This is a genomic window from Povalibacter uvarum, assembly GCF_014202975.1.
GTDB classification, from domain to species: Bacteria; Pseudomonadota; Gammaproteobacteria; order Steroidobacterales; family Steroidobacteraceae; genus Steroidobacter; species Steroidobacter uvarum.
On the sequence record NZ_JACHHZ010000003.1, the window covers coordinates 472,930 to 495,551 of the forward strand.

A 22,622-nucleotide genomic window follows, 5' to 3' on the forward strand; every position below is an offset into this window, starting at 1 on the left:
GAGGTTGTCATGAAGGTAGGTGAATGCTGCAAGCGGGCAGTCGTCGCGATTGCGTCGAATGCCAGTGCGGGCGAGGCTGCCCGATTGATGCGGCGTGAGCACGTCGGCTTCCTGATCGTTCATCAGGACGCGGACGAACTGCAGAAACCCGTCGGCGTGCTGACGGATCGCGATCTCGTTCTCGCCGTCATGGCTCGCGATGTGAACCCCGATGCGGTGACGGTGGGGGATGTGATGACGCGCCAACCGCTGATTGCCAACGACGGCGACGATCTCGGGGACATGTTGCAGGGAATGCGTCTGACGGGAGTGCGTCGCGTGCCGGTCGTGGACGGACGGGGTGCGCTCATCGGGGTGATCGCCATCGACGACGCGATCGACATCATCACCGGGCTCATGTGCGACATCGCCGGCTCGATCAAGAGCGAGCAGAAGCATGAGTGGCGTGCGCGCCTGAGTTGACGCGGATGAGGGTTGACGCTGGAGGCGGCTACCACCGCGGAGCACGAACTCATCGTGCCGGTAGCCAGGCAATCATGTCGGTTGCGTAGTAGAGCGGCAGCGCGTGTTGATCCACCGGTGCGGAGCGCCGGCGATGTCGAGCGCGAGAACGTACGGACTCATCGGACCCTCCTCATGTGATGGTGAGAAGAAAGAAGTTCAATTGCCTACACGACGCGGCTGGGAATGCGCGGTCGTAGAAGCGATTCAGCGCATGTCCTATGTATGTGAGGTCCAGTCGATTTCGATAATGATCGGATCAGCCGCTCACCTCATACGCCCATGCAGAAGATAATTCGTAGCAATTCACTGACAAAGCGGCTGTCGTTGATCGACGAAGAGGAAGAGATCTCCTCCAGCCCTTCCTACTTCGAATGGCGCGAGCGGACTGCCCGTCCGGCTGCGCCGCCGGTGATACGCGAGCCTCGGCCGCGTTCGCTGATTCGCCTGTTCCGGCGCATCGCGCGCAAGGATTGAGTCAACGACGCGAACGCATGTGGTGCTGCCCCTCTCGGCCAGTCACAGAGCCCCGATCATTACTCGAAGAGAGCAAGGCGTTGGGAACGCGCTTCCGCAAATTTCGAATCTCTATTCGTGATCGGCGGGCAACGCAGCAGAGCATCGACTGAAGAGATCGAGAGTTGCATCGTAGCTGTCGTTGCGGACCTCGGCCGCGCCGAGGATCGTGTGATACACGTTGTCGTGAGATGCGGGTTGCCTGGCCAACGAGCTGAGACAATCACGATCGAGGCGGCGTTCGCGTGCGTACTCGGGAGAGGTCCAGAAGAGCATCGGTACGTGCTTCTGAACATCGGGTGCGAATCGATACGGCATCCCATGAAGATAGATCCCCTGCTCGCCGAGGGATTCACCGTGATCGGAAACGTAGAGCAGGGCGCCATCGACGTGCCCGGCAGCGTTGCTGAGTTTCGCGATCGCCTGCGAGAGAACGAAATCCGTATAGAGAATGGAATTGTCGTACGCGTTGACGATCTCCTGCGTGCTGCACCGTTGCAACTGGCTGGACTGGCAGACGGGCGTGAACTGCTCGAAGCGCTTCGGGTAGCGCGAAGCATAGGCAGGTCCATGGCTGCCGATCATATGCAGGACGAAGACCGTGTCGCGCGGGAGATTGCGTAACCTTTCCTCCAGCCCCTCGAGAAGAATTTCGTCATGACAGTAGTCTTCGCTGCAGAGGGAAGGGTCCTTTCTCTCTGCATAAGACACTTGAGTGGCTCTGGCGCAGACGCCCTTGCATCCAGCGTTGTTGTCGCGCCATTCGACATCGAAGCCGGCATCGGCCAGCACATCGAGCAGGTTCATGTAGCGAGGGGCGTCATCGACGCTGAATTCGGCGCGCGGCAGATGAGAGAACAGGCACGGGACGGAGACCGCTGTCGCTGTACCGCATGAGGTGACATCGTCGAAGTAGGTGACGCCGGACAGTTGTGACAGCCGCGGATTCGTAGGTCGATCGTAGCCGCCGAGCTGGAAGTTCTCCGCTCGCGCGGTTTCGCCGACGACGATCAGCAATGCCAGCGGCCGGGCGCGTGGCGCGGCGATGCGCCGCACAGCACCGCTTACATTGATGGCGGGGCCCTGCGGTGTCTTGTACTCGGCGGTGACGAGTTGCAGTGCCGCGGAGATCGGAGCAACCGGCGCAAGCGTGAACCGAATCGGCTTGTGCTCCCGAAAGTAGACCGCATAGCTCGATGAGGTCGCGAAGAGAGCAGCAACACTGGTCGCGACAATTGCCGAGATCGCGAACGTCCGCTGCCGCATCGCCTGCTTCCAGGAAAGAACGGGCAGTCGGATTTTCCAGATGAGGATTGCTGGCAGGACCCCCAGCAGCATCACCCAATGAGTCAGCTGGAGGCTGAGCAGGCCCTCCGCTTCGGCAATGTCCGTCTGCAGAACGTTGCGCATCATGTCCTTGTTCATGACAACGCCGTAATGCAGCGAGAAGAATGAGCTGAACGCGGCGACGAGGAAGAGGACGGAAGTTGCGGGAACCATCAGTCGTCGAGGCAACAGCAGCAACAGAAGTGCCTGCACGCACAGCACGAGCACAAAGAGGCTTGCCATGAAGCCAACGGACGCGGCCGTGCCGTGCCACATCGCCTGCAGCGAGTCTTCCCAGAACCTTACGTTGTAGAAGAACAGCCACGTGAGGGAAACGATGAACGCGAAAAGGACGGCGGAAGGCAGTTCAATAGTGCCGCGCCGCTGCCGGCGCAGCGGATTCAACGCGGAGGCACTGGAACCTGCATAGGCGGGTGTACTCATGCAACGGCGATATCTCTGGTGTCGCTCGTAAGACGATGCGACTCCTCAGAGTCAATCGCGGCAGGGACGGTCAGAACTCGAAGGCCGCCGTATCCGTCCGTCGCCCCAACGCAAGTGCCTCGAAAACGAGGTGTAGGGGCGCGAGATCCACATCGCACTCATTCGACGAGATCAGTTCGGCGAACCGGGAATAGAGACGTGGGTACTCCTGGTTGTCGCCGACCTGTTGCGGAGTGCCATCGATCTCGAGCAATCGTCCGCCTTCGCGCAACGTCAGCGTTCCCGCATCAGTCGCGACTTCGATATCCCACTGCGGCTCTCCCGTGTAGAGAAAGTCGAAGGTCGCGGGCGCCGGCACGGAGCCGGCGTACACCAGGTTCAGTTCCGCGGCGATAGGGGCGGCACGATTCGAAGGAAAGCTCAGCGTCGCATCGCGCATCGTGAAGGGCTTTGGAAGGATGTGCGTGAGAATCGACAGTGCGTTGATGCCGGGATCGAAGACGCCGAAACCTTCGGATTCCAGAATCCAGTGTTGCCCCGGATGCCAGACGCGAATGTCTTCCTTCCACGTCGTGCGCACCGATCGGATCTGTCGTCGCCCAAGCCATTCGCGCGCAACCTCGACACATGCTGCTTCACGCGAGTGCCAACTAGTGAAGAGCGCGCGACGAGCGACGTGGGCGGCTCGTGCCAGCTTCTCTACATCTCCAGGCGCGATGCCCGGAGGTTTTTCCAGCATCACATGGAGACCCGCCCGCAATGCATCGGTGGCGATCGAGCAGCGGTGCAGGGGAGGCGTACAGATCGAAACGGCATCGACTTCGATCGGCGCGCGCAACAGCGAGTCGAGATCCCGGAATCCGGGAATGCCCGGCAGCGAGCCTTCGTGGCTCACGGTCGCGGCGATCTGGAATCTCTCGTCTTTGCGCAGAGCCGGCGCGTGCTGATCCCGGGCGATCTTTCCGACGCCAATCAATGCGATACGTGTCGGCTGCCTGCCTTGTACGCCGTGATTTCGTGCTGGTGCCATCAATGTCGTCGCCCCTGCTGAAAGCCCTTACACTATTTACAGATGATTTATATGATATATAGTCTTTATAGACTGGAACTCGGTCACGAGCAACACGGCCGGGCAGAAGATGCGAGCGGCAAGGCGTCTGAAGAGGACGCCGCGGAGCAAGAATGACGGCCAGCAAGACGAGCAGGGGTTTGCGATCGCGAGCGTGGTTCGACAACCCGGGGAATCCGGATATGACCGCGCTGTATATCGAGCGATATCTCAACTACGGCCTGTCGCTGGCCGAGTTGCAGAGCGATCGCCCGATCATCGGCATCGCGCAGACAGGCAGCGACCTGGCTCCGTGCAACCGCCATCACCTCGTGCTCGCGCAGCGGGTGAAAGAAGGGATCCGCGATGCCGGCGGCATCCCGATCGAGTTCCCGATTCATCCCATCCAGGAAACGGGCAAGCGGCCGACGGCGGGCCTCGATCGCAATCTCGCGTATCTCAGTCTCACTGAATTGCTGTTCGGCTATCCCATCGATGGCGTCGTGCTCACGATCGGATGTGACAAGACGACTCCCGCATGCCTCATGGCCGCGGCGACCGTCAACATTCCTGCGATCGCGTTGTCGGTCGGGCCGATGCTCAACGGCTGGCACAAGGGCGAGCGCGTCGGCTCGGGCACGATCGTCTGGAAAGCACGGCAGATGCTGGCTGCAGGCGAGATCGACTATCGCGGCTTCGTCGAACTGGTGGCTTCATCGGCGCCGTCGACCGGTTTCTGCAACACGATGGGTACTGCGACGACGATGAATTCGCTGACCGAAGCGCTCGGCATGTCGCTGCCCGGATCGGCGGCCATTCCCGCGCCATATCGCGATCGGCAGGAGTGCGCGTGGCGTACGGGTCAGCAGATCGTGGAACTCGTGCAGGCCGATCGAAAGCCGTCCGACATTCTCACGCGCGAAGCATTCATCAATGCAATTCGCGTGAACTCGGCGATTGGCGGTTCGACCAACGCACCGATTCACTTGAATGCCATCGCCCGGCACATCGGCGTGAAGCTGGAGCTCGAGGACTGGGAAACGTATGGCCGTGATGTTCCCTTGCTGGTGAATCTTCAGCCTGCCGGTGAATACCTCGGCGAGGACTTCTATCAGGCCGGTGGTGTCCCTGCGGTCGTGGGCGAATTACTGCGCAAAGGACTCATCGAACGCAACGCACTCACGGTGAACGGCAAGACGATCGGCGAGAACTGCGCGGATGCGGGCTCGGCCAACGAGGCAGTGATTCGTCGATTCGACGATCCGCTGCGTCGCGCCGCCGGACTGACGGTGCTGCGAGGCAATCTCTTCGATTCCGCGGTGATGAAGACGAGCGTCATCTCGGAGGATTTCCGCGCTCGCTATTTGAGCGATCCCGCCGATCCGGAAGCTTTCGAAGGACGCGTCGTCGTTTTCGATGGACCAGAGGACTATCACTCCAGAATCGACGATCCGTCGCTTGGCATCGACGACCGCACGTTGCTCGTCATTCGCGGTACGGGCCCGATCGGCTATCCCGGTGGCGCTGAGGTCGTGAACATGCGGCCGCCCGCGGCTCTGATCCGCGCAGGCATCGATGCGTTGCCGTGCATCGGTGATGGCCGGCAGTCCGGTACTTCCGGATCGCCATCGATCCTCAACGCTGCACCGGAGGCGGCGGTGGGTGGCGGACTTGCAGTGCTTCGGACCGGCGATCGCGTTCGAGTGGACCTGAGGCGCCGAGAAGTGCGACTGCTCGCATCAGACGAAGAGATCGCACAGCGTCGCGATGAGCTCGCGCGCAACGGCGGTTTCGCATATCCCGCTGCGCAAACACCCTGGCAGGAGATTCATCGCGATCTCACGGGCCAGTTCGACAGCGGAGCGGTACTGGAGCCCGCCGTGAAATATCAGCGCATCGCGCAGACGGCGGGGCTGCCCAGAGACAGTCATTGATGTGAGTTCGAGGTCAGGGGGCAAGCAGATGATGAGTATCCGGGGGATTTTCGTGGGGCTGGCGCTGTTGAGCGTCTGTCTTCAGAGCGCAGCGGTCGCCGGCAACGCAAGTCGCGCGAACTTCGGCAAGTTGCCGGACGGCCGCGCCGTCGAGGCTGTAACGCTCGAAGGCGACAAGGGTATTTCAGCGACGGTGATCAACTACGGCGCAACGCTGCAGGCACTGGTTCTGCCGGATCGAAACGGCAATCGCGCCGATGTGATGCTCGGGTACAAGTCGCTCGATGGCTATCTGACCAAGCCCGAGTACTTCGGCTCGACCGTCGGGCGATTCGCGAATCGAATTGCCAACGGTCGGTTCAAGCTCGACGGCAAGGACTATCAGACCCCGCGCAACAACAACGGTCACTCGCTGCACGGCGGCGACCGGGGTTTCGACAAGGTGCTGTGGGATATCGTCGAAGTGCGCAAGGGCAAGACCGCAAGCGTCACACTTCGATATGTGAGTCCCGACGGCGATCAGGGGTATCCGGGAACTCTGACGGTCCTCGCGACGTATGCTCTGACGGGCAGCGAACTGTCCATCGAGTACAGCGCAACCACCGATCGCGCCACGATCGTGAACATCACGAACCACGCATACTGGAATCTGGCGGGCGAGGGCGCACCGGGTGGCGCGATGGGCCACGTCCTCACGATTCCTGCCGAAAGCTACACGCCTGTCGATGCGGGCCTGATTCCAACCGGTGAGTTCCGGTCGGTCGCAGGCACTGTGTTCGACTTCCGCAAGCCGACTGAAGTTGGTGCGCGTGTGCGCGACAGCGATCCGCAGATCATGATGGGGCGCGGTTACGACCACAACTTCGTCATCGCGCGCGACGTTGCACGTGAGCCGCGTCTGCTGGCGCGCGTCGAAGAACCAAGCTCCGGTCGCGGATTCGAGCTGTGGTCGAACCAGCCCGGGCTGCAGTTCTATTCGGGCAACTTTCTCGACGCGAGCGTGGTGGGCAAGTCGCAGCGCGCCTATCGGCAAGGCGATGCAATCGTGCTCGAGCCGCAGATTTTCCCGGATACGCCGAATCAGCCGAAGCTGGGCTCGGCGCGGCTCGAACCAGGACAGACCTATCGCAACGTCATGGCCTATCGGTTGTTCACCGCGCAGCCGCGTCGCTGACGGTTTCCTTCGCAAGGAGATTTCGATGTTTCGTTTCACTTCTATCCTGATTGCCGCGGTGGCTCAGGCCGCGCTGTTGCTGGCAGCGCCAGTTTCCGCGGCGGAGCGCTGGTCGGCGGAGAAGGCCAATGCCTGGTACGAGAAGCAGCCGTGGCTCGTGGGCAGCAACTACAACCCCGCGAGCGCCATCAATCAGCTCGAGATGTGGCAGGCCGACACGTTCGATCCAAAGAGCATCGACAAGGAACTGGGCTGGGCACACGCGCTCGGCATGAACACGATGCGCGTGTATCTGCACAACCTGCTGTGGGAGCAGGATGCGAAAGGCCTCAAGCAGCGGATGAACACGTTCCTCGAGATCTCCGCGAAGCACGGCATCAAGCCGATGTTCGTGCTGTTCGACAGCTGCTGGGATCCGGAGCCGAAACTCGGTCCGCAGCATCCGCCGATTCCAGGTGTGCACAACTCTGGCTGGGTGCAGGCGCCGGGACGCGCACGGCTCGAAGATGCGTCTGGCTATCCGAAGCTCCGTGACTACGTGCGGGACGTCGTCGGAAGCTTCGCGAAGGACGAGCGCATCCTCGCCTGGGATGTGTGGAACGAGCCGGACAACGACGGTGGCGGCAACTATCCGAAGCACGTCGGCAAACAGAAGTACGTCGAGCAGCTTCTGGGCCAGGTCTTCGATTGGGCGCGCAGCCAGAATCCCGTGCAGCCGCTCACCAGTGGTCTGTGGCAGCACGATGATTGGTCGTACGCGAAGCTGACGCCGATCGAACGCATCCAGATCGATCAGTCCGACGTCATTTCCTTCCACGACTACAACTGGCCCGAGACGTTCGATCGTCGCGTGAAGCAGTTGCAGGTGTATGGACGTCCGCTGCTCTGCACCGAATACATGGCGCGCGGCAATGGCTCCACGTTCGATGGATCGCTGCCGCTCGGCAAGCGCTACAACGTTGCCATGATCAACTGGGGCTTCGTCGACGGCAGGAGTCAGACGCGTCTGCCGTGGGACTCATGGAAGAAGCCCTACACCGCCGATGAACCGACGATCTGGTTCCATGAGGTGCTGCGCGCGGACGGGACGCCTTATCGCAAGGCGGAGGCCGATCTGATCAAGCGCCTCACTTCGGCTCCGAAGGGAGTCGTTCCAACCGAGTAATCGCGACCTCCTGTTGCGTCACGGAAGCGTGGCGCGACCGGATTCGGCTGTATTGACCCGATTTATCAGACAAATAATACTTGTAGGACCACATCGCAGTGTTTGGGCATGTTCACAACCCGCGGCAGCGCGGCAATCAGTCACCAGGGGGAGTTATGAGAATGAAGAGTCAGCTATTGAGGTCGGCGTCAGCCGCCATCCTGCTGGGGTCCACCCAGCTCGCGTTCGCACAGGCCCAGGGCGAGGCCAACGTCGGCAGCGGCGAACTCGAAGAAGTGGTTGTCGTCGGTCTGCGCGCCAGTCTCGAAGCGGCGGCGGAGATCAAGCAGAACGCCGATCAGGTCGTCGACGCGATCGTCGCTGACGACATCGGCAAGTTCCCGGACAACACCGTCGCTGCGGCGCTGCAGCGCGTGCCCGGCGTTCAGACAGTCACTGGTTTCAACAATGAGATCGTGAATCCGTTGATTCGCGGTATCGGCGACATTCTCACGACTGTCGATGGACGCGAGATGTTCACCGGCGTCGGCCGCGGCTTTGCGTTCCAGGATCTGCCGGCAGAAGCGCTTTCCCGCGCGAACGTCTACAAGTCGAATACCGCCAACCTGATCGAAGGCGGCGTGGCCGGCGTCATCGACCTGCGCCTGCACAAGCCGCTGAACTTCGCGCCGGGCTTGACGGCCGTTGCGAATGCGCGCGGCATCTACCCGGAAGAAGTCGAAGACTTCAACTACACGGTAGGCGCGCTCGTTTCGAACCGGGCGCTGACGGACGCCGGTGAGATCGGCTTTCTCATCGATGCGTCCTACTCGGATCAGCAGTTCAATCGTCCGATCTCGTTCAACTGCGATCCGCGCTCCGCGACGAACGGTCCTCCGGGTGCAGCCGGCATCGTGCTGCCGACATGCGTCGGCGGCTTGAACGACTACGGTGAGTATCAGCGTCCGCAGGTGAACGGTGCGTTCCAGTGGAAGCTCAACGATGAGTGGGAAGTCTACGCGGACGCACTCTATGCAGGGTACGAGGCGGAGTTCGAAACGGACTTCATCTTCTCCGACATCTTCGGCGCGCAGAGCATCACGAATGGAACGGCGACGGAGGACTGCTTCCAGGCTCACGTCAATGGCGCGGGCTTTCTGGGTGGTCTGGCCGATCCGATCCAGAGTCTCTGCTACGGCAGCGGTGCTACGTTCAACAACGTCGCCGGCTTGACCAGCACTCAAGCGAAGACGGGCGATACGGACCAGTACATGTACGCGACAGGCGTCAAGTTCGGTTCCGGCGCGTTCAAGCTGGGTCTGGATGTGTCCTACGTCGAGTCGAAGAACTCGAACCGCAACATCATCGTCGACATCGGCAAGCAGATCCCGGTCGTGAATATCGTCATCAACGATGACAAGCACGGCACGACGGACATGCCTGGCAATCCGCTGGGCGACGCGAACGGGTTCCTGTTCGCCAATAGCCTGTTCCAGGACATCAACACGGCTGATAGCTCGCTGTTCGCTACTGCCATCGATGGCAGCTACGACCTGGATGGGTTCATCTCGCAGCTGCAGTTTGGCGCGCGTTACGGTGATCGCGATGCCGACTTCCGCGCTATCGCGCCTGGTGGTCCGGGTGCGCCAGGCGGCAACCGCCAGACGCTGGTCGATTCTGTCGGGCTGCCTTCCAACTTCCTCGTCCGTTCGCCCGCGTCGATTCCGTTCATCAACGGCGGTGCGCACTGGATGACGCCGGATGCGGACTATCTCCGCAACAACACGGACACGCTGCGTGCGATCTACGGCGCGCCGGCAGGTGATCCGGCGTTCGATCCGTCGCGCAACTTCGATGCGACGGAAGAAACTCTCGCCGGCTACGTGCAGGCGAAGTACGAAACTACGATCGGCGACGTGGTGGTCGACGGCCTCATTGGCGCCCGCCTCACGAGCAACGATCGCACGGTTTCAGGCACCGGCCGCGTGAACGGCCAGTTGACGCCGCAGACGACGACAACGAGCGACACCGATGTTCTGCCGAACATCAGCGCTCGCGTGAAGCTGTCGCCCGAGTTGCAGCTGCGCTTCACTGCGGCGCGGACCCTGGCGCAGCCAGCATTCGCCGACCTGAATCCGGGTCTGTTCTACGACGTTCCGACGAATGCCAACATTCAGCCGAACGGCTCGGGCGGCAACCCGGATCTGAAGCCGCAGCAGTCAGATGCGTATGACGCGACAGTCGAGTACTACTTCGCGCAGAGCAGCTACGTTGCGGCGGCGCTGTACTACCGTGAAATCCAGGATCGCGTGGCCCTGTCCATCAGTCCTGAAGTCATCGATGGCATCACCTACAACATCACCCGGCCGCGCAATATCGGCGAGGCATCGTTGCAGGGCATCGAACTGTCGGCGCAGGCATTCTTCGACTTCCTGCCGGAGGGCTGGAACGGCTTCGGCGCCTTCGCCAACTACACGTACGCCGATAGCGAGATCAAGACGCAAGGCGATCCGCTCGACGGTCATCCGCTGCTCGGAGTTTCGAAGAACAGCTACAACGTCGGCCTGCTCTATGAGAAGTACGGCATCACGAGCCGCCTGGTTTACACCTGGCGCGACAAGTTCAACGAAACCCAGTTCGGCTGCCTGCTCGGATCGCAGGGCGATGAGGCCGCGTACTGTGACCCGGCGACGCGTCCGCCGGCCTTCAACAAGGTGAAGGCTTACGGTCGTCTGGATATGTCATTGGGCTATGACTTCAACGAGCACATCACCGTGAGCCTCGAAGGAACGAACCTCACGGGTTCGGACTACTACAGCTACTTCGATACGACAGTGTTCCCCCACGATATTCGTGTCGATGATCGCACCTACGGCATGAGTGTCCGGGTGAGGCTGTAAGTAGAGGCTGCGCATCCCCCGTCGCAAGGCGGGGGATGCGGGGTCTCGAAAGGAGAGGTGACTCGAGAGCGCGCGTTCAGCGCGCTTTCTTTTTCTGGACGGGGGCGGGTGCGTCGACAGTGTCGATGAGATCCAGGACGTCGGCGATGATCTTCTTCATGGCGACGCGGGCAGCATCCGGCTGCCGGCGCACGATTGCATCACGCACGGCTGCGTGATCCGCGACGCTGGCTGATCGGCCCTTGATGCGATTGGTGAACTGAATCGATGTCCTGAGCGCAGTGGTGACGACGTCGCGCAATTGCACGAAGAACGGATTGTTCGAGCCGCGCAGGATCGCGACATGGAAAGCGATGTCGGCATCGAGAGTATTGTCGAACCCGGATTCCGCTGCCTCCATCCGCGCCAGTCCGGCGTTGATTTCCTGAAGCTGAGCCTCGGTCGCGAACATGGCGGCAAGTCCCGCGGCCTCCGGCTCGATCGCAACGCGCAGCTGGCTGAATTGCTGCAGCAGATGAACCGAGAACTTTCGTTCCAGCATCCAGCGCAGGACATCCGTATCGAACAGGTTCCAGGAAGAGTTCGGTTGCACCACGGTTCCCTGGCGGGGGCGGGCGCTCAGCAGCCCCTTCGCAGTGAGCATCTTCACGGCTTCGCGAGTCACCGAGCGACTCACCTGATGCTGCTTCGCGAGCTCGGCTTCCGTGGGGAAGGTCTGCGAGTCGTAGGTGCCGATGACGATCGCCCGGCCGAGCGCGTCGAGCATTCCGTAGGTCAGGTTGCGCCCGAGCAGTTCGCGCATACCGCCGCCCGACGACAAGCCGAGCGGAGCCACCACCGAAATCTGATCCGCGGTCCTTGCTGAGCCCCGATTCTTCGTCTGTTTTCGACGTGTGGGGTTATTGATCATATAAAAGGACAATAGCATGGCCGGTGGCCAATTCAACGCGCCGGAGCGTGGTTTTGCCCCTGTTTTTCCGCAGGAAACCGGTTGGCCAGGGACGGTAAACGTTTGCATGCGGACATGCCTGCCAGCACCGCATCGGCTACGATGGGCGCCTCGCCAACCTTTGGCTCGAGGAACCGATCGCCGATGACTGCCGCGCTGACTTTCCAAACCCATGTCGAGGCCTTCGAATACGCCTGCGAACATCTCGACTGCTCGCTCAAGGACGGGCGTCCTGTATTGGCCGTGGTGCTCGCGGCGCAGGAGCGGATGTGCTGTGTGAAGATCGCGAATCGCGAGGACAAGAGCATTCCGAACGGCACGCTCAATGAGCTGCTCGCCCGCACCGACCTGGCGAACGTTTGTTTCAGCGCGATGCTTGCGGACAATGTGCCGCCGCTGCAGGTGGGTGACCTGGTGACCTACACGACCATGCCCGAGCTGGCCGCGATCGGTAAAACGACCGTAGCCGGCACGATCCTCGCGCGCGTCCATCCTCACTACACGAACAAGGGCGGTTGGCAGGTCTTCCCTGTGGAAAAGAAGAGCGCGGAAGCGCCGCCCGCAGCTCCCGTCGATCCAGCGTAAGGATCGCGATTCAGCGACCTGTGATGCGCTGGAGTTTCTCCGGATAGCGTGCGCCCTGGACCTGGATTGCCGCTGCCGCCTTGTCGATCTCCGCCAGATCGCCCGCAGTGAGCTTCACTTCGAGCGCGCCGAGATTCTCTTCAAGGCGTGACAGCTTCGTCGTGCCGGGAATCGGGACGATCCAGGTTTTTTGCGCCAGCAGCCACGCGAGTGCGATCTGCGCCGGCGTTGCCTTCTTGTGGCCGGCAATCGTCGTCAGCAGATCGACGAGCGCCTGATTCGCTTTCCGCGCCTCGGGGGTGAAGCGCGGCAATCCCTGCCGGAAATCCGAGCTGTCGAACTTGGTGTTCTCGTCCATCTTGCCGGTGAGGAAGCCCCGGCCGAGCGGGCTGTAGGGCACGAAGCCGATGCCGAGCTCCTCCAGCGTCGGGAGAATTTCCTGTTCGGGTTCGCGCGTCCACAACGAGTACTCGCTCTGCAACGCGGCCACGGGCGTCACGGCATGCGCGCGGCGAATCGTCTGCGCACCGGCTTCGGACAGGCCGAAGTGCTTCACTTTGCCTGCCCTGATGAGATCGCCGACGGCGCCGGCGACGTCCTCGATCGGCACGTTCGGATCGACGCGATGCTGGTAGAAGAGATCGATCGCATCGATGCCGAGGCGCCGCAAGGAGGCTTCCGCCACTTCGCGAATGTGTTCGGGCCGGCTGTCGAGTCCCACCCAGGACGCGCCGCCGTTCGGGTCCAGCTTGAAGCCGAACTTGGTGGCGATCACGACTTTGTGACGATACGGCCCGAGCGCTTCGCCGAGGAGTTCTTCGTTCGTGAACGGTCCGTAGACTTCAGCGGTATCGAAGAAGGTCACACCTCTTTCGACGGCGGCACGCAGCAGCGCGATCATGTCGTCACGATCGCCCGCGGGCCCGTAGGCGAAGCTCATTCCCATGCAGCCCAGGCCGAGGGCCGAAACTTCGAGCGTGCTACCCAGTTTGCGCTTCTGCATGGCGTGATCTCCTCAAGGGCGAGTGCAGCAGTTCACTCGAACTGCCGCGCCATGACAAGACGCAATGCGATCGATTCCGACGTTCGCGCGATCTGACGGTGAATTCCTGGCCGTCAGGCGTCGCCGCGACTACCAGCGGGACATTGAGTGTCCGCGAGAGCGTCCGAGCAGACTTCCGGCGGTGAGGTCAGCGAGGGAAGTCACGGCAGCCGCGAGCCAGCGATTCGCATGCGCGGGAGTGACAGACTATCTCAGGGATAAACCTCGACCTCCCGCATCGACAGATTCCATCCGCCGGCGCGAGCCGAGCACTGAACGCGGACGTAGCGGGCGAGGCCCTGGAGGCCGACGATGTCGTCGACCGCGCCGTTGCCGGTGGTCGTGCTGTAGATATCGGTCCAGGTCTTCGCGTCATTCGACAACTGGATCTTGTACGCGGCACCGTAGCCTTCACCCCAGTTGAGTTTCACGCGCGAGATCGTGAAGCGCTGGCCGAGATCGACGTAGAGCCACTGAGTCGGGCTGCCATCCTTTGCGGCCCAACGCGTCGAGGTGTTTGCATCGACTGCGTTGGCGACGCCAAGCGCCGAGCTGTACGACGAGCTCGCGACGACGCGCTTCGTGCGGGCCACGTTCTTCTTCGCCGTTGCCGCGGCCATGATCGCGCCGAGTTCCTTCCAGCTCTTCGCTTCGGCAGGTCGCGAACCGCTCAGGAAGTCGCGCCCGTCACTGCCGGTTGCGACTGCCCAGATATCTATGAACTCGACCTGCAGCCCCTTGGAGATCGCGGGCGAGAGCCGCTCCGCCAGGTAGAGCGCGTAGTCGCCTTCGTCGACGGGCCCCCCTCCCTGGGTAGTCATGCCTGCATTGCCGGTGCCAGTCTCAGAGAGACCGAACGGCTTGTTGCGAGAAACCGCGAAAGCAATCGCTGCCGGAATGCCCCAGCCCCGCGTGGCGTTCCAGTAGTCGGACGCCGGGTAGTCCCAGCTGTGCTTGCGATTGGCGGCGTTCGCATACCACTGTTCGAGCGTCACGTTCTGGCGCGTCGTCCAGTCATGCCACGCAGAGCGGTCGGCGTTGCGCGTCGCGTTCCAGATGTTTGCGTAGGCTGTCGGTGCTATCACATCCACATAGGAATCGCCTGGATAGGTGGCTTCTTCTGCGATCCCGAAATTGCCGTACGAAGCGCTCGGGCTCCACACGGTCTCGATCGCCATGCCGTTCGCTGCCGCGTAGTTGTGAGCAAGGGTTGCAACGTGGCGCCACGCGGAGATGTACGCGTCGCGGCTCGCCGTGCTGCGCGCCTGCCATCCGTACCAGTCGCCGTTCTGTTCCCAGCCGATGCGCAGGTAGATCTTCGCGAAGCCCGCTGCCTTGTACGCATCAAAGATGGCTGGCCAGACGCGATACGTTCCAGAGTCGTACTTGCCGGCGGCGATGTTCTTCATCATCTGCACTGCGGCGGTTTCGCTGTACTTGCCATAGTTCGGATCGTCTGCAGGGAGGTTGAGTCGAAACGCAGTGGGCTCGTCTGTGAGTCCGACGCTGACTATCGGCGTAATGCCGGGACGCCCGGCTGAGTCGCGCCGGTTCAAGTGCTGCGCCGAAGTGAGCAGAGCGAGATTGTTCGCGTGCCAGCGTGCGCTGCTGCCCCATTGCGGTTCGCTCGCTGTCGCGCTCCAGATGGGATAGCGATAGTCGATGAACGAGGTGGTGGTATTCGGCAGCTGACTCACTTTCGAAACGAACGAGTTGTGTCGCGGAACCGCTGAGCTCGCGACTGGATTGCCGATGTAGAAGCCCGTGCCTTGAAACTGCGTCTGCGCGTGAGCGGCACCCACGCTCACGAAAGCCACGAGACCGAAAAAGCGGACGAGTCGATTCAATGTCGTCTCCCTGTAATAGTGAGCCGATCCTTCGGCGGCAAGCATCCTGCGGCAGGGAAATTAGAGGCTCGTGGGCACTGTTGTTATTAGCGCGACCTCCCAAATCCTGTGGGGAGAACAGCAACCGGAAGAGGGCGCGCTACGCTGTCTCGGGCGTGGGTCGATTGCCTGAATGTGACGCAGGTGAGAGCCGGTTCCGATATCGGGTGGCTTCATCGTGAGGGTATCCACGCGAACGCGCGCGGACGAGGAACTCCCCGCAAGACGATCCAGTACAGTGCACCGCGGTGGAGCGTAACCAAAGAGAGACATCAGACCGGTGCTGAGAAGACAAGGACTCGCCGCAATCTCTCCGCCACATTCGAAGCTCCGATGAGTCTGTCGCAGTCGATTCTCGGTCCGGCGCACGCAGGGATGGACGACATCGTTGCCTCGATACATTCCCGCTGCCCGCGAGTTCACGCGGCACAAACGTTACGGAGTGTTCCATGAAAGAAATTCTGCTGCCGGTGGCAGCGTTGCTGTGCACGTCGGTTGGCAGCGCAGCGGCCGATGAACCTATGCCCGCGGCGCCGAAGGAGTACGGCTGGTTCGGTGCCGTCGACGAAGCGGCTCGGACGATCAGCATGGACTATTTCGGTCCGCGCGATGATTTCGATGAGCAGTTTCGCGCGATCGATGTCGTCGCCTTGACGATGATGCATGGCTGGCGCGCTGAGAGCGGCTTCGAACTCCAGCTCGGTGGCGGCGTGCTTGTCGCCAACGGCACACGGCATGAGCCGTTCTCGATCGAATCAGTGCAGGACAGCGACGCGGTCGGGCTGCTGGGCGGCGGACTGGTCCGCTACAACCTGCCTGCGCTACCGATCGGTCACGCTTTCATCGACGCGTCGATCCAGTTTCTGTGGGCAGAGCGGCCGTTCCCCGCCGGGGGGCTCCGCGGTGAACGGGCTGGTGCGTTGGGGTGGCGGATTCGCCGTGCCGCTGGGTGCGTCTCATGCTGTCGAACTCGGCTACCGGCAGGCGCACGTATCGAACGGAGGAGATTCGAGCGTTTCCAACCCCGCCTGGAATGGGGAGGGATTTTTCCTCGGCTGGCGAATGGTGGTGTCAGGGAACACCCATCACATGTAGTGCAATGTGCGAACCTTTCCTCGTTCGTCATTCCCTCGCACGCGGGAATCCATCCCTTTGCACGTCGTTCGTCCCATCCCCGAACATTTCACCGCGCTCCAGCAGCACCCCGACGCATTCCGATTGAGCGGCTCAGCCGGCGGCCCTAGCGTAATTCCACTCGTATCCTGTTTGAGCGGACCAGCAAGGAGCATCGTCATGCTGCAGCGAGTCATTCCTCTCCTGTTGATCGCGACATCCGTCGCGTACGCCGACAACTCTGAAACCGTCACTGAACGCTCACAGGCCCAGGCCCGTGCCGTCCTCGATCGCGCCGTCGATGCCATAGGGGGCGCGGAAGCGTTGCGTGCGATCGACACCGTGCGCCTGCAACTCGACGGCGAAACATGGCCGCGCATGCAGATGACGACACCCTATCCGCCGTTCGAAGGCGGCACGCTGCGCGAAACGCTGCTCGTCGATTTCAAGAACAACCGGCTGCGGCTCGAGCAACAGGCCGATGGCGCCGGCTTCGAGAACCACAACACGATCGTGATCCAGGGTGGGCAGGGCACGAACTACGATCATCGCGCCCACACAGCGACGCCGATTCCATCAGCTCAGTCGAGCCAGCAGCAGTTCACGCAGTACTACCGTCGCATTCCGAACCTGCTGCTGCGACAGGCGATCGATCGCACCAACACGCTGCGTTACCTTGGGCCGGACACGTTCGACGGGAAGGCTCAGGAAGTGTTCACGTTCGTGATGCCGGACACGCAGCAGGTCGCGGTGTACGTCGACAAGGCGACGAACCTGGTGACGAAGTACGAACTGTTCTTCGTCGACACGTTCGCCGGCGACGAGTCGTCGGAGATCATCTTCGGTGACTACGCAGCGGTCGGGAAGTATCGCGTGCCGCAGACGTGGACCAATCGGCTTGCGGGCGAAGTCAGCACGCGCGCGAAGCTTCGCGCCGAGATCAACCCGACTATCACGGCCGCCGCATTCGACGCACCGGCGGGTGAGTTCGCTCGCGTCGACGCGCTGCCGAACAATCTCGACGAGAACATCGAGCAGCTCGCCGATGGCGTCTACGTGATCCAGAACGTTGCGGGTCAGAACCAGAACACGCTCGCCGTCGCATTCAAGGATTTCGTACTGGCAGTCGAGGCGCCTGGCACAAGCGACGGCGCCGACCAGGTCATCGCTCGCATCAAGCAGACGATTCCCGGCAAGCCGATCCGTTACGTCGCCACAACGCACCACCACGGTGATCACATCGGCGGCCTCCGCAGCTTCATCGCCGAAGGCGCAACGACGATCACCACGCCCGGCAACAAGAAGGTCGTGGAAGAGATGGCCGCCGCCCCGCAAGTCGACCGGCTCAGCAAGAATCCCCGCAAACCGGAAATCCTCCTGATCGAGAAGGGCAGGCGCGTCATCACCGACGGCACTCAGACCGTCGAGCTGATCGACATCGGTCCGAATCCCCATGCGAAGGAACTCGTGATCGCCTACCTGCCGCAACAGAGGATCGTCTTCCAGGGAGATATGTTCTTCGTATCCCCCAACGATGCACCGCTCGGTCCGCCGCAAGCGAGCACGCTCGGGTTTGCGAAGGCGGTGAAGGAGAGAGGGCTGAAGGTAGAGAAGATCGCGAGCGTGCATGGACGCACGGCAACGATGGAGGAGTTTGAGAAGGCTGTGGCGGCGGGAGGCGAGTGACGAGTGACGAGAGTTCGAAGGACCCCGGTCATTCCCGCGCAAGCGGGAATCCATCCGGGAAGCAGGCCGTCACTGCCGCTTGCGCGGGAGTGACGGCAAGTCGCTGGTCACTCCTTCTTGCCAGTCATTTCCTTCCGATACTTGTCCACCATCTCCGGGCTCACATCACTCGGATAGCACAACGGCCTCCGCCCACCCCCATTCTTGAGATACGCACTCGTTTTCCCGCATCGATTGCCGGCGCGGTTGGTGTTGTAAGGGCAGGCACAGCTGCCTTCGTAAGCCTCGATGCTCTTCTCGATGAGAATCCGCCGGATCTCCTCGTCGGACCTCTCAACGGATGTTTCGGCGCCGGTCGCCGTGCCCGTGCATAGGAAGCAGGAAAGCAGCGCTGTATAAAGGACTTGTCGCATCCGCAAACAGTGCTGAGCGGCCGCCCTCCGTTCTTTGAAGCACTTCCCAGTCCACCGACTGAAACCGTGCTGAACTCCAGGCAGCGGGTGGTTGCGAGACGGAGTTCACATGGCCTGCGCGGATGGACCTCGAGGCAACGAGCCTCAAAGAATAGAACTTCTGCTCAACGCGCTGATGCGCGAAGATGAGACATGAGCCAGAACCGCGACGACTCCCCGCCGATTATCGCTGAGCGACGATCGCGCAAGCCCGTGCGTGAGGACGCCCAGCCTCTCTGGCCTCTGGTGCTCGCGGTGGGTGCAGGCCTGGCTATCGCAGCCCTGCTTGCCTGGTGGTTGATGGGTCGGTCGTCCAGTGATGGCGCATCGGGGATCGCGCCGCTCGAGTCCTCGGCACCAGAAGTTTTCCCGGAGGAACATGTCGAGCAGGAGTCCGTACCTGCGGCGCGCGATCCAGGGGCGGACGTTGGCATCGCGAAAGCGCCGTCAGCGCCTGCCGCTGAACCTGCGGCAAGCGCTGACCAAGCTGCGACGCCGGAGCGTGTTCCTGAAGTGACTCCCGAGAGTGCGGTCGGGGCATCTGAGGCGCCGGCGCAGGTGTCGGTGCAGTTCACGAGTCCGGACACACAAGTGCGGATCGAGTTGCGTGGACCGCTCGAGTCATCGCTACCTTTAGCGAGCAAAGTCGGTGACATCGTCACCGTTGCGCCGGGAACCTATCGAGTGATCGCTTCCGGCGGTCAGTTGGAGACGTTCGAGCAAGAGGTCACGCTCGACGGCGAGCGCCCTCTGGAATACACCGTCGAGTTGTGTGCGGAGCGAGAGCACGTTCGCGAGAATCTCGCCGGCCGAGTCGTCGAGGAGCGAGAGTGTGGAAGCACTGAGCAGTGCGAATCCATGTTCATGGTTCTGAGTGAGTACGCTGACCAATTAGTCCAGGATCGCGCCTTTCGAACAGAACAGTGCGCGAAGTGGCGCGACAGCGCGACGCCTGACGGTCAGTGGACGCTGGATATCAAGTGTGGTGGTGCGACGCTGGCGACGGCATGCCGCGTCGAGATTGGCGAAGGTGCCTGCACGTTCGCCGCGCCGCGCCGCAGCGTTCGCGGCGCGGAGTGTCCGCGAGCGGAACTCAAGTAGGGGTGAGGGCGCGAGATCGGAATCTCGAACGCGTGCGAATCAAGACGGCCGGGCGCAGAATCCCGCCAGATCATCGAAGGAATCCGCTCATGTCGCAGCTCTACCACGACGGTCATCGCACCCTCCAGCACCAGTTCGACTCCGTCCGCCTCGCGGACCGCCTCGAACAAGTCACCTGGCACACACGCATCACGGATGACGATCGCAAATTCATCGAGCAGCGCGACATGTTCTTCCTGGCAACAGCCGACAGCGAAGGGCGACCGAACTGTTCTTACAAGGGCGGCGATCCGGGTTTTGTGCGGGTACTCGACGAAGCGACGCTGGTTTTCCCGAGCTATGACGGCAACGGGATGTTCCTTTCGGCAGGCAACGTCAGCGTCAACGCACACGTAGGCATGCTGTTCATCGATTTCGAGGCGGGCAAGCGCCTGCGGCTGAATGGCAGTGCGACGCTGCAGGCCATCGACGATCCGGCGATGTTTCCAGAAGCACAATTCCTGATCAGGGTGGCGGTGCGTGAAGTGTTTCCCAACTGCCCGCGCTATATCCACAAGTATCAGCTCGTGGAGCGATCCAAGTACGTACCGCGAAGCGGCATAGTGACGCCGGCGCCGGCGTGGAAATCATTCGATTGGGCGAAGGATGTGCTGCCGCGGGACGAGCGATGAGCGACAGCTATCGCCCGGTATCGTCGTCTCCGTCGATGCTCTGCAGCGGCTCCCCGAACCGCGCGTAGTCCAGCGGCAATCTCGTCGTGTACTTGATGGTCTCGAGCGCGAAGCTCGCGCTCACATCCAGGAACTCGCATTCCGCAATCAGCCTTTTGTACACCACGTCGTAGGTGTTGATGTCCGGGACGACGATACGCAGCAGGTAGTCGACGTCACCGCTCATGCGGTAGATCTCGGTGATCTCGGGAATCTGTCGCACCGTCTTCATGAACTTGTCGAACCAGGCGGCGCTGTGACTGGCGGTCTTCACGGTCACGAAGACCGTCGTTCCGACGTTCACTGCTTTTGCGTCGAGCAGCGCGACGGTCCGCATGATGACGCCGTGCTGTTGCAGTCGCTGGATGCGGCGCCAGCACGCGGCTTTGGACAGGCCGACGCGGTCGGCGATGTCGGCGGCGGTCAGCGAGCCGTCGTGCTGCAGCAATTCGAGGATTCGGTGATCGATCTTGTCCATGGCAAGGGATCTGTACTGGCAATGCGCTGACGTGGCCGGTTGACGCAACATTGTTGCGTCATGCCGCCGTCCTGTCCATGACTTCGCAATCCTGTCGCGCGGGGGTTCGGCTACGCTGAAACGCGTACACATGCGGCATTGCCAGCCGGATGCGTGCATACGTCACATCTCCAGGAACCGCGACATGACGCAGCTTCGGCAATTGTTCAGCGAGCATCCGGCCTCGGTCGGGGAGAGCTATCTGACCCATCTGCTGCAGGCAAGCACGTTTGCGTTGCGAATGGTCGGTGCGGGGCTGGCTTGTCTGGTGCATGCCCTCCTGCCGTTCCTGTTCGTGCATACAGGGAGCGACTGCATCTCCCGCCTGCATCAGGAAATGATGGCCCGCCGGCGCGCCCGCGACGACGGATTCCGGCGTCTGCCTGATCAACGTCCCACGGCTTCTCCCGCGCCGTGATGTTCCCCGCGGGAGTCCTGCCCGTTGGCTGGCGGCTCCGGGCGCACGGCATCCTGCTTGCTCTTGCTCTCGCGCTGGCGGCGAGTTTCGCGGCTCACTATCTCGGGGCTTTGCGATCCGGTGATTCGCCGCTGTTTCTCAGTCCGGTGTTCTGCGCGATCATCCTCGGCATGGCGTGGCGCAATTGCGTCGGCGTGAGCGCCGGCGTCAATGAAGGCGTCCAATGGATCACGCAGACGTTGCTGCGCGTCGGCATTGCGCTGGTCGGATTGCGATTGACGCTGCACGGACTCACGACTCTCGGTCTGCTGGCGATTCCCGTTGTCGTGGGATGCATTCTTACTGCGTTGGGTGCCAGCTACCTCCTCGGGCGGTGGTTGAACATTGCTTCACCGTTGCGTTCGCTCATCGCCGTCGGCACAGCGGTTTGCGGCTGCACCGCGGTCGTTGCGGTTTCACCGGCTGTGCGTGCGAAGCCGGAGGAAACCGGACTTGCGCTGACATGCGTCGTGCTCTTCGGATCGCTGGGAATGCTGGTCTATCCCTGGCTTGCGCACACGTTGTTCAGCGCAGAAGGGCAGGCAGCAGGCATTTTTCTCGGCACGTCGATCCACGATACATCGCAGGTGATCGGCGCCTCACTCATTTACTCGCAGCAATTCGGCGCGCCGGAGACGGTCGCGACAGCGGGCTTCACGAAGCTGCTGCGCAATTTGTCGCTGCTGGTGCTGGTACCGGTTCTGTGCACGCTCTACCGCGAACGAACCGAGCGTGCCGACAAGCCGAAGAAGCACTTCGCGAACTGGCGAACCGCGCTGCCGTCGTTCCTCATCTGGTTCATGTTGCTCGCCGTTGCGAGGACGGTCGGCGATGCAGTGTTCGTCGACTCATCGCTGGCGGATGCGTGGCGGGGAGCGGTATCCGTCGGGCTTTCGGCGTCAGAGCTGTTTCTCGTGTGTGGCATGGCGGCCGTCGGACTGAGTGTGTCGCTCAAGCATGTCCAGCAGCTTGGGTGGCGTGCGCCGCTGGCGGCGCTCCTCGTTGCACTGTCGGTCGCGGTGGTGAGTCTGGGGTTGACAGCGGGTGTGGGCGCGCTGTCGTAGAGCGTCAGTCACTCCCGCGCAGGCGGGAGTCCATGTCTTGGAACCCGGATGGATTCCTGCGTGCGCGGGAATG

19 protein-coding genes are annotated in these 22,622 nt (G+C 61.9%); 13 read left to right on the top strand and 6 right to left on the bottom strand.

The annotated features are described in order from the left end of the window. The first annotated feature begins 9 nt into the window (after nt 1–9). Together HNQ60_RS13395 and HNQ60_RS13400 are read left to right on the top strand one after the other, a co-directional pair. A complete protein-coding gene (locus HNQ60_RS13395) occupies nt 10–462 on the top strand; it encodes a CBS domain-containing protein (protein ID WP_184332563.1) in 453 nt (150 codons plus the stop codon). Between the two features lie 321 nt (nt 463–783). Beyond that, complete coding sequence (locus HNQ60_RS13400; RefSeq protein ID WP_184332566.1) at nt 784–978, top strand: hypothetical protein; 195 nt, start codon at nt 784–786, stop codon at nt 976–978. A 111-nt stretch (nt 979–1,089) separates the two neighbouring features. On the opposite strand, the gene HNQ60_RS13405 is transcribed toward HNQ60_RS13400, so the two are convergent. Beyond that, nucleotides 1,090–2,787 carry a phosphoethanolamine transferase gene (locus HNQ60_RS13405; RefSeq protein WP_184332568.1) on the bottom strand — a complete coding sequence of 566 codons (1,698 nt, stop codon included), beginning with the start codon at nt 2,785–2,787 and terminating at the stop codon, nt 1,090–1,092. A gap of 70 nt (nt 2,788–2,857) precedes the next feature. Further along, nucleotides 2,858–3,817, bottom strand: coding sequence for a Gfo/Idh/MocA family protein (locus HNQ60_RS13410; RefSeq protein ID WP_184332570.1), 960 nt, complete (start codon nt 3,815–3,817; stop codon nt 2,858–2,860). A gap of 152 nt (nt 3,818–3,969) precedes the next feature. On the opposite strand from HNQ60_RS13410, the gene HNQ60_RS13415 reads away from it, so the two are divergent. From HNQ60_RS13415 to HNQ60_RS13430, 4 genes are all read left to right on the top strand, one after another. Continuing rightward, entirely contained in the window at nt 3,970–5,769 is a 1,800-nt protein-coding gene (locus HNQ60_RS13415; RefSeq protein ID WP_184332572.1) for an IlvD/Edd family dehydratase, read from the top strand. Nucleotides 5,770–5,800: 31 nt separating this feature from the next. Next, on the top strand, nt 5,801–6,943 hold the full coding sequence (locus HNQ60_RS13420) for an aldose epimerase family protein (protein WP_407676445.1): 1,143 nt from the start codon (nt 5,801–5,803) through the stop codon (nt 6,941–6,943). A 25-nt stretch (nt 6,944–6,968) separates the two neighbouring features. Then, nucleotides 6,969–8,108, top strand: a complete 1,140-nt coding sequence (locus tag HNQ60_RS13425) for an endo-1,4-beta-xylanase (protein ID WP_184332576.1) — start codon at nt 6,969–6,971, stop codon at nt 8,106–8,108. Between the two features lie 161 nt (nt 8,109–8,269). Beyond that, nucleotides 8,270–10,987, top strand: a complete 2,718-nt coding sequence (locus HNQ60_RS13430; protein WP_184332578.1) for a TonB-dependent receptor — start codon at nt 8,270–8,272, stop codon at nt 10,985–10,987. Nucleotides 10,988–11,063: 76 nt separating this feature from the next. On the opposite strand, the gene HNQ60_RS13435 is transcribed toward HNQ60_RS13430, so the two are convergent. Continuing rightward, nucleotides 11,064–11,789: a FadR/GntR family transcriptional regulator gene (locus tag HNQ60_RS13435; protein ID WP_184333755.1), complete on the bottom strand. Its 726-nt coding sequence runs from the start codon at nt 11,787–11,789 to the stop codon at nt 11,064–11,066. A gap of 291 nt (nt 11,790–12,080) precedes the next feature. Here HNQ60_RS13435 and HNQ60_RS13440 point away from each other — a divergent pair, with 291 nt between their 5' ends. Beyond that, nucleotides 12,081–12,521 (top strand): hypothetical protein, encoded by a 441-nt coding sequence (locus tag HNQ60_RS13440; protein ID WP_184332580.1) that lies wholly within the window; start codon nt 12,081–12,083, stop codon nt 12,519–12,521. Nucleotides 12,522–12,531: 10 nt separating this feature from the next. Here the strand turns inward: HNQ60_RS13440 and HNQ60_RS13445 are convergent, their stop codons facing one another. Then, the gene (locus tag HNQ60_RS13445) at nt 12,532–13,524 is read right to left on the bottom strand and encodes an aldo/keto reductase (protein WP_184332582.1); all 993 of its coding nucleotides are present in this window, start codon (nt 13,522–13,524) and stop codon (nt 12,532–12,534) included. 251 nt (nt 13,525–13,775) lie between these two features. Next, nucleotides 13,776–15,410: a discoidin domain-containing protein gene (locus HNQ60_RS13450; RefSeq protein WP_184332583.1), complete on the bottom strand. Its 1,635-nt coding sequence runs from the start codon at nt 15,408–15,410 to the stop codon at nt 13,776–13,778. Nucleotides 15,411–15,898: 488 nt separating this feature from the next. On the opposite strand from HNQ60_RS13450, the gene HNQ60_RS13455 reads away from it, so the two are divergent. The 4 genes from HNQ60_RS13455 (at nt 15,899) to HNQ60_RS13470 (ending at nt 20,472) form a co-directional block, all read left to right on the top strand. Then, nucleotides 15,899–16,693, top strand: a complete 795-nt coding sequence (locus HNQ60_RS13455) for a hypothetical protein (protein ID WP_184332585.1) — start codon at nt 15,899–15,901, stop codon at nt 16,691–16,693. A 49-nt stretch (nt 16,694–16,742) separates the two neighbouring features. After that, nucleotides 16,743–18,248 carry an MBL fold metallo-hydrolase gene (locus HNQ60_RS13460; protein ID WP_184332587.1) on the top strand — a complete coding sequence of 502 codons (1,506 nt, stop codon included), beginning with the start codon at nt 16,743–16,745 and terminating at the stop codon, nt 18,246–18,248. A gap of 605 nt (nt 18,249–18,853) precedes the next feature. Next, nucleotides 18,854–19,801, top strand: a complete 948-nt coding sequence (locus HNQ60_RS13465; RefSeq protein ID WP_184332589.1) for a hypothetical protein — start codon at nt 18,854–18,856, stop codon at nt 19,799–19,801. Between the two features lie 89 nt (nt 19,802–19,890). After that, a complete protein-coding gene (locus HNQ60_RS13470; RefSeq protein ID WP_184332591.1) occupies nt 19,891–20,472 on the top strand; it encodes a pyridoxamine 5'-phosphate oxidase family protein in 582 nt (193 codons plus the stop codon). Nucleotides 20,473–20,479: 7 nt separating this feature from the next. Here HNQ60_RS13470 and HNQ60_RS13475 read toward each other — a convergent pair whose 3' ends face one another. After that, nucleotides 20,480–20,989: an Lrp/AsnC family transcriptional regulator gene (locus tag HNQ60_RS13475; RefSeq protein ID WP_184332593.1), complete on the bottom strand. Its 510-nt coding sequence runs from the start codon at nt 20,987–20,989 to the stop codon at nt 20,480–20,482. Nucleotides 20,990–21,173: 184 nt separating this feature from the next. Here HNQ60_RS13475 and HNQ60_RS13480 point away from each other — a divergent pair, with 184 nt between their 5' ends. Further along, nucleotides 21,174–21,446 (top strand): DUF6356 family protein, encoded by a 273-nt coding sequence (locus HNQ60_RS13480; RefSeq protein WP_184332595.1) that lies wholly within the window; start codon nt 21,174–21,176, stop codon nt 21,444–21,446. Beyond that, on the top strand, nt 21,446–22,549 hold the full coding sequence (locus HNQ60_RS13485; protein ID WP_184332596.1) for a YeiH family protein: 1,104 nt from the start codon (nt 21,446–21,448) through the stop codon (nt 22,547–22,549). The genes HNQ60_RS13480 and HNQ60_RS13485 overlap by 1 nt, the downstream gene beginning before the upstream one ends. Nucleotides 22,550–22,622 lie beyond the last annotated feature (73 nt).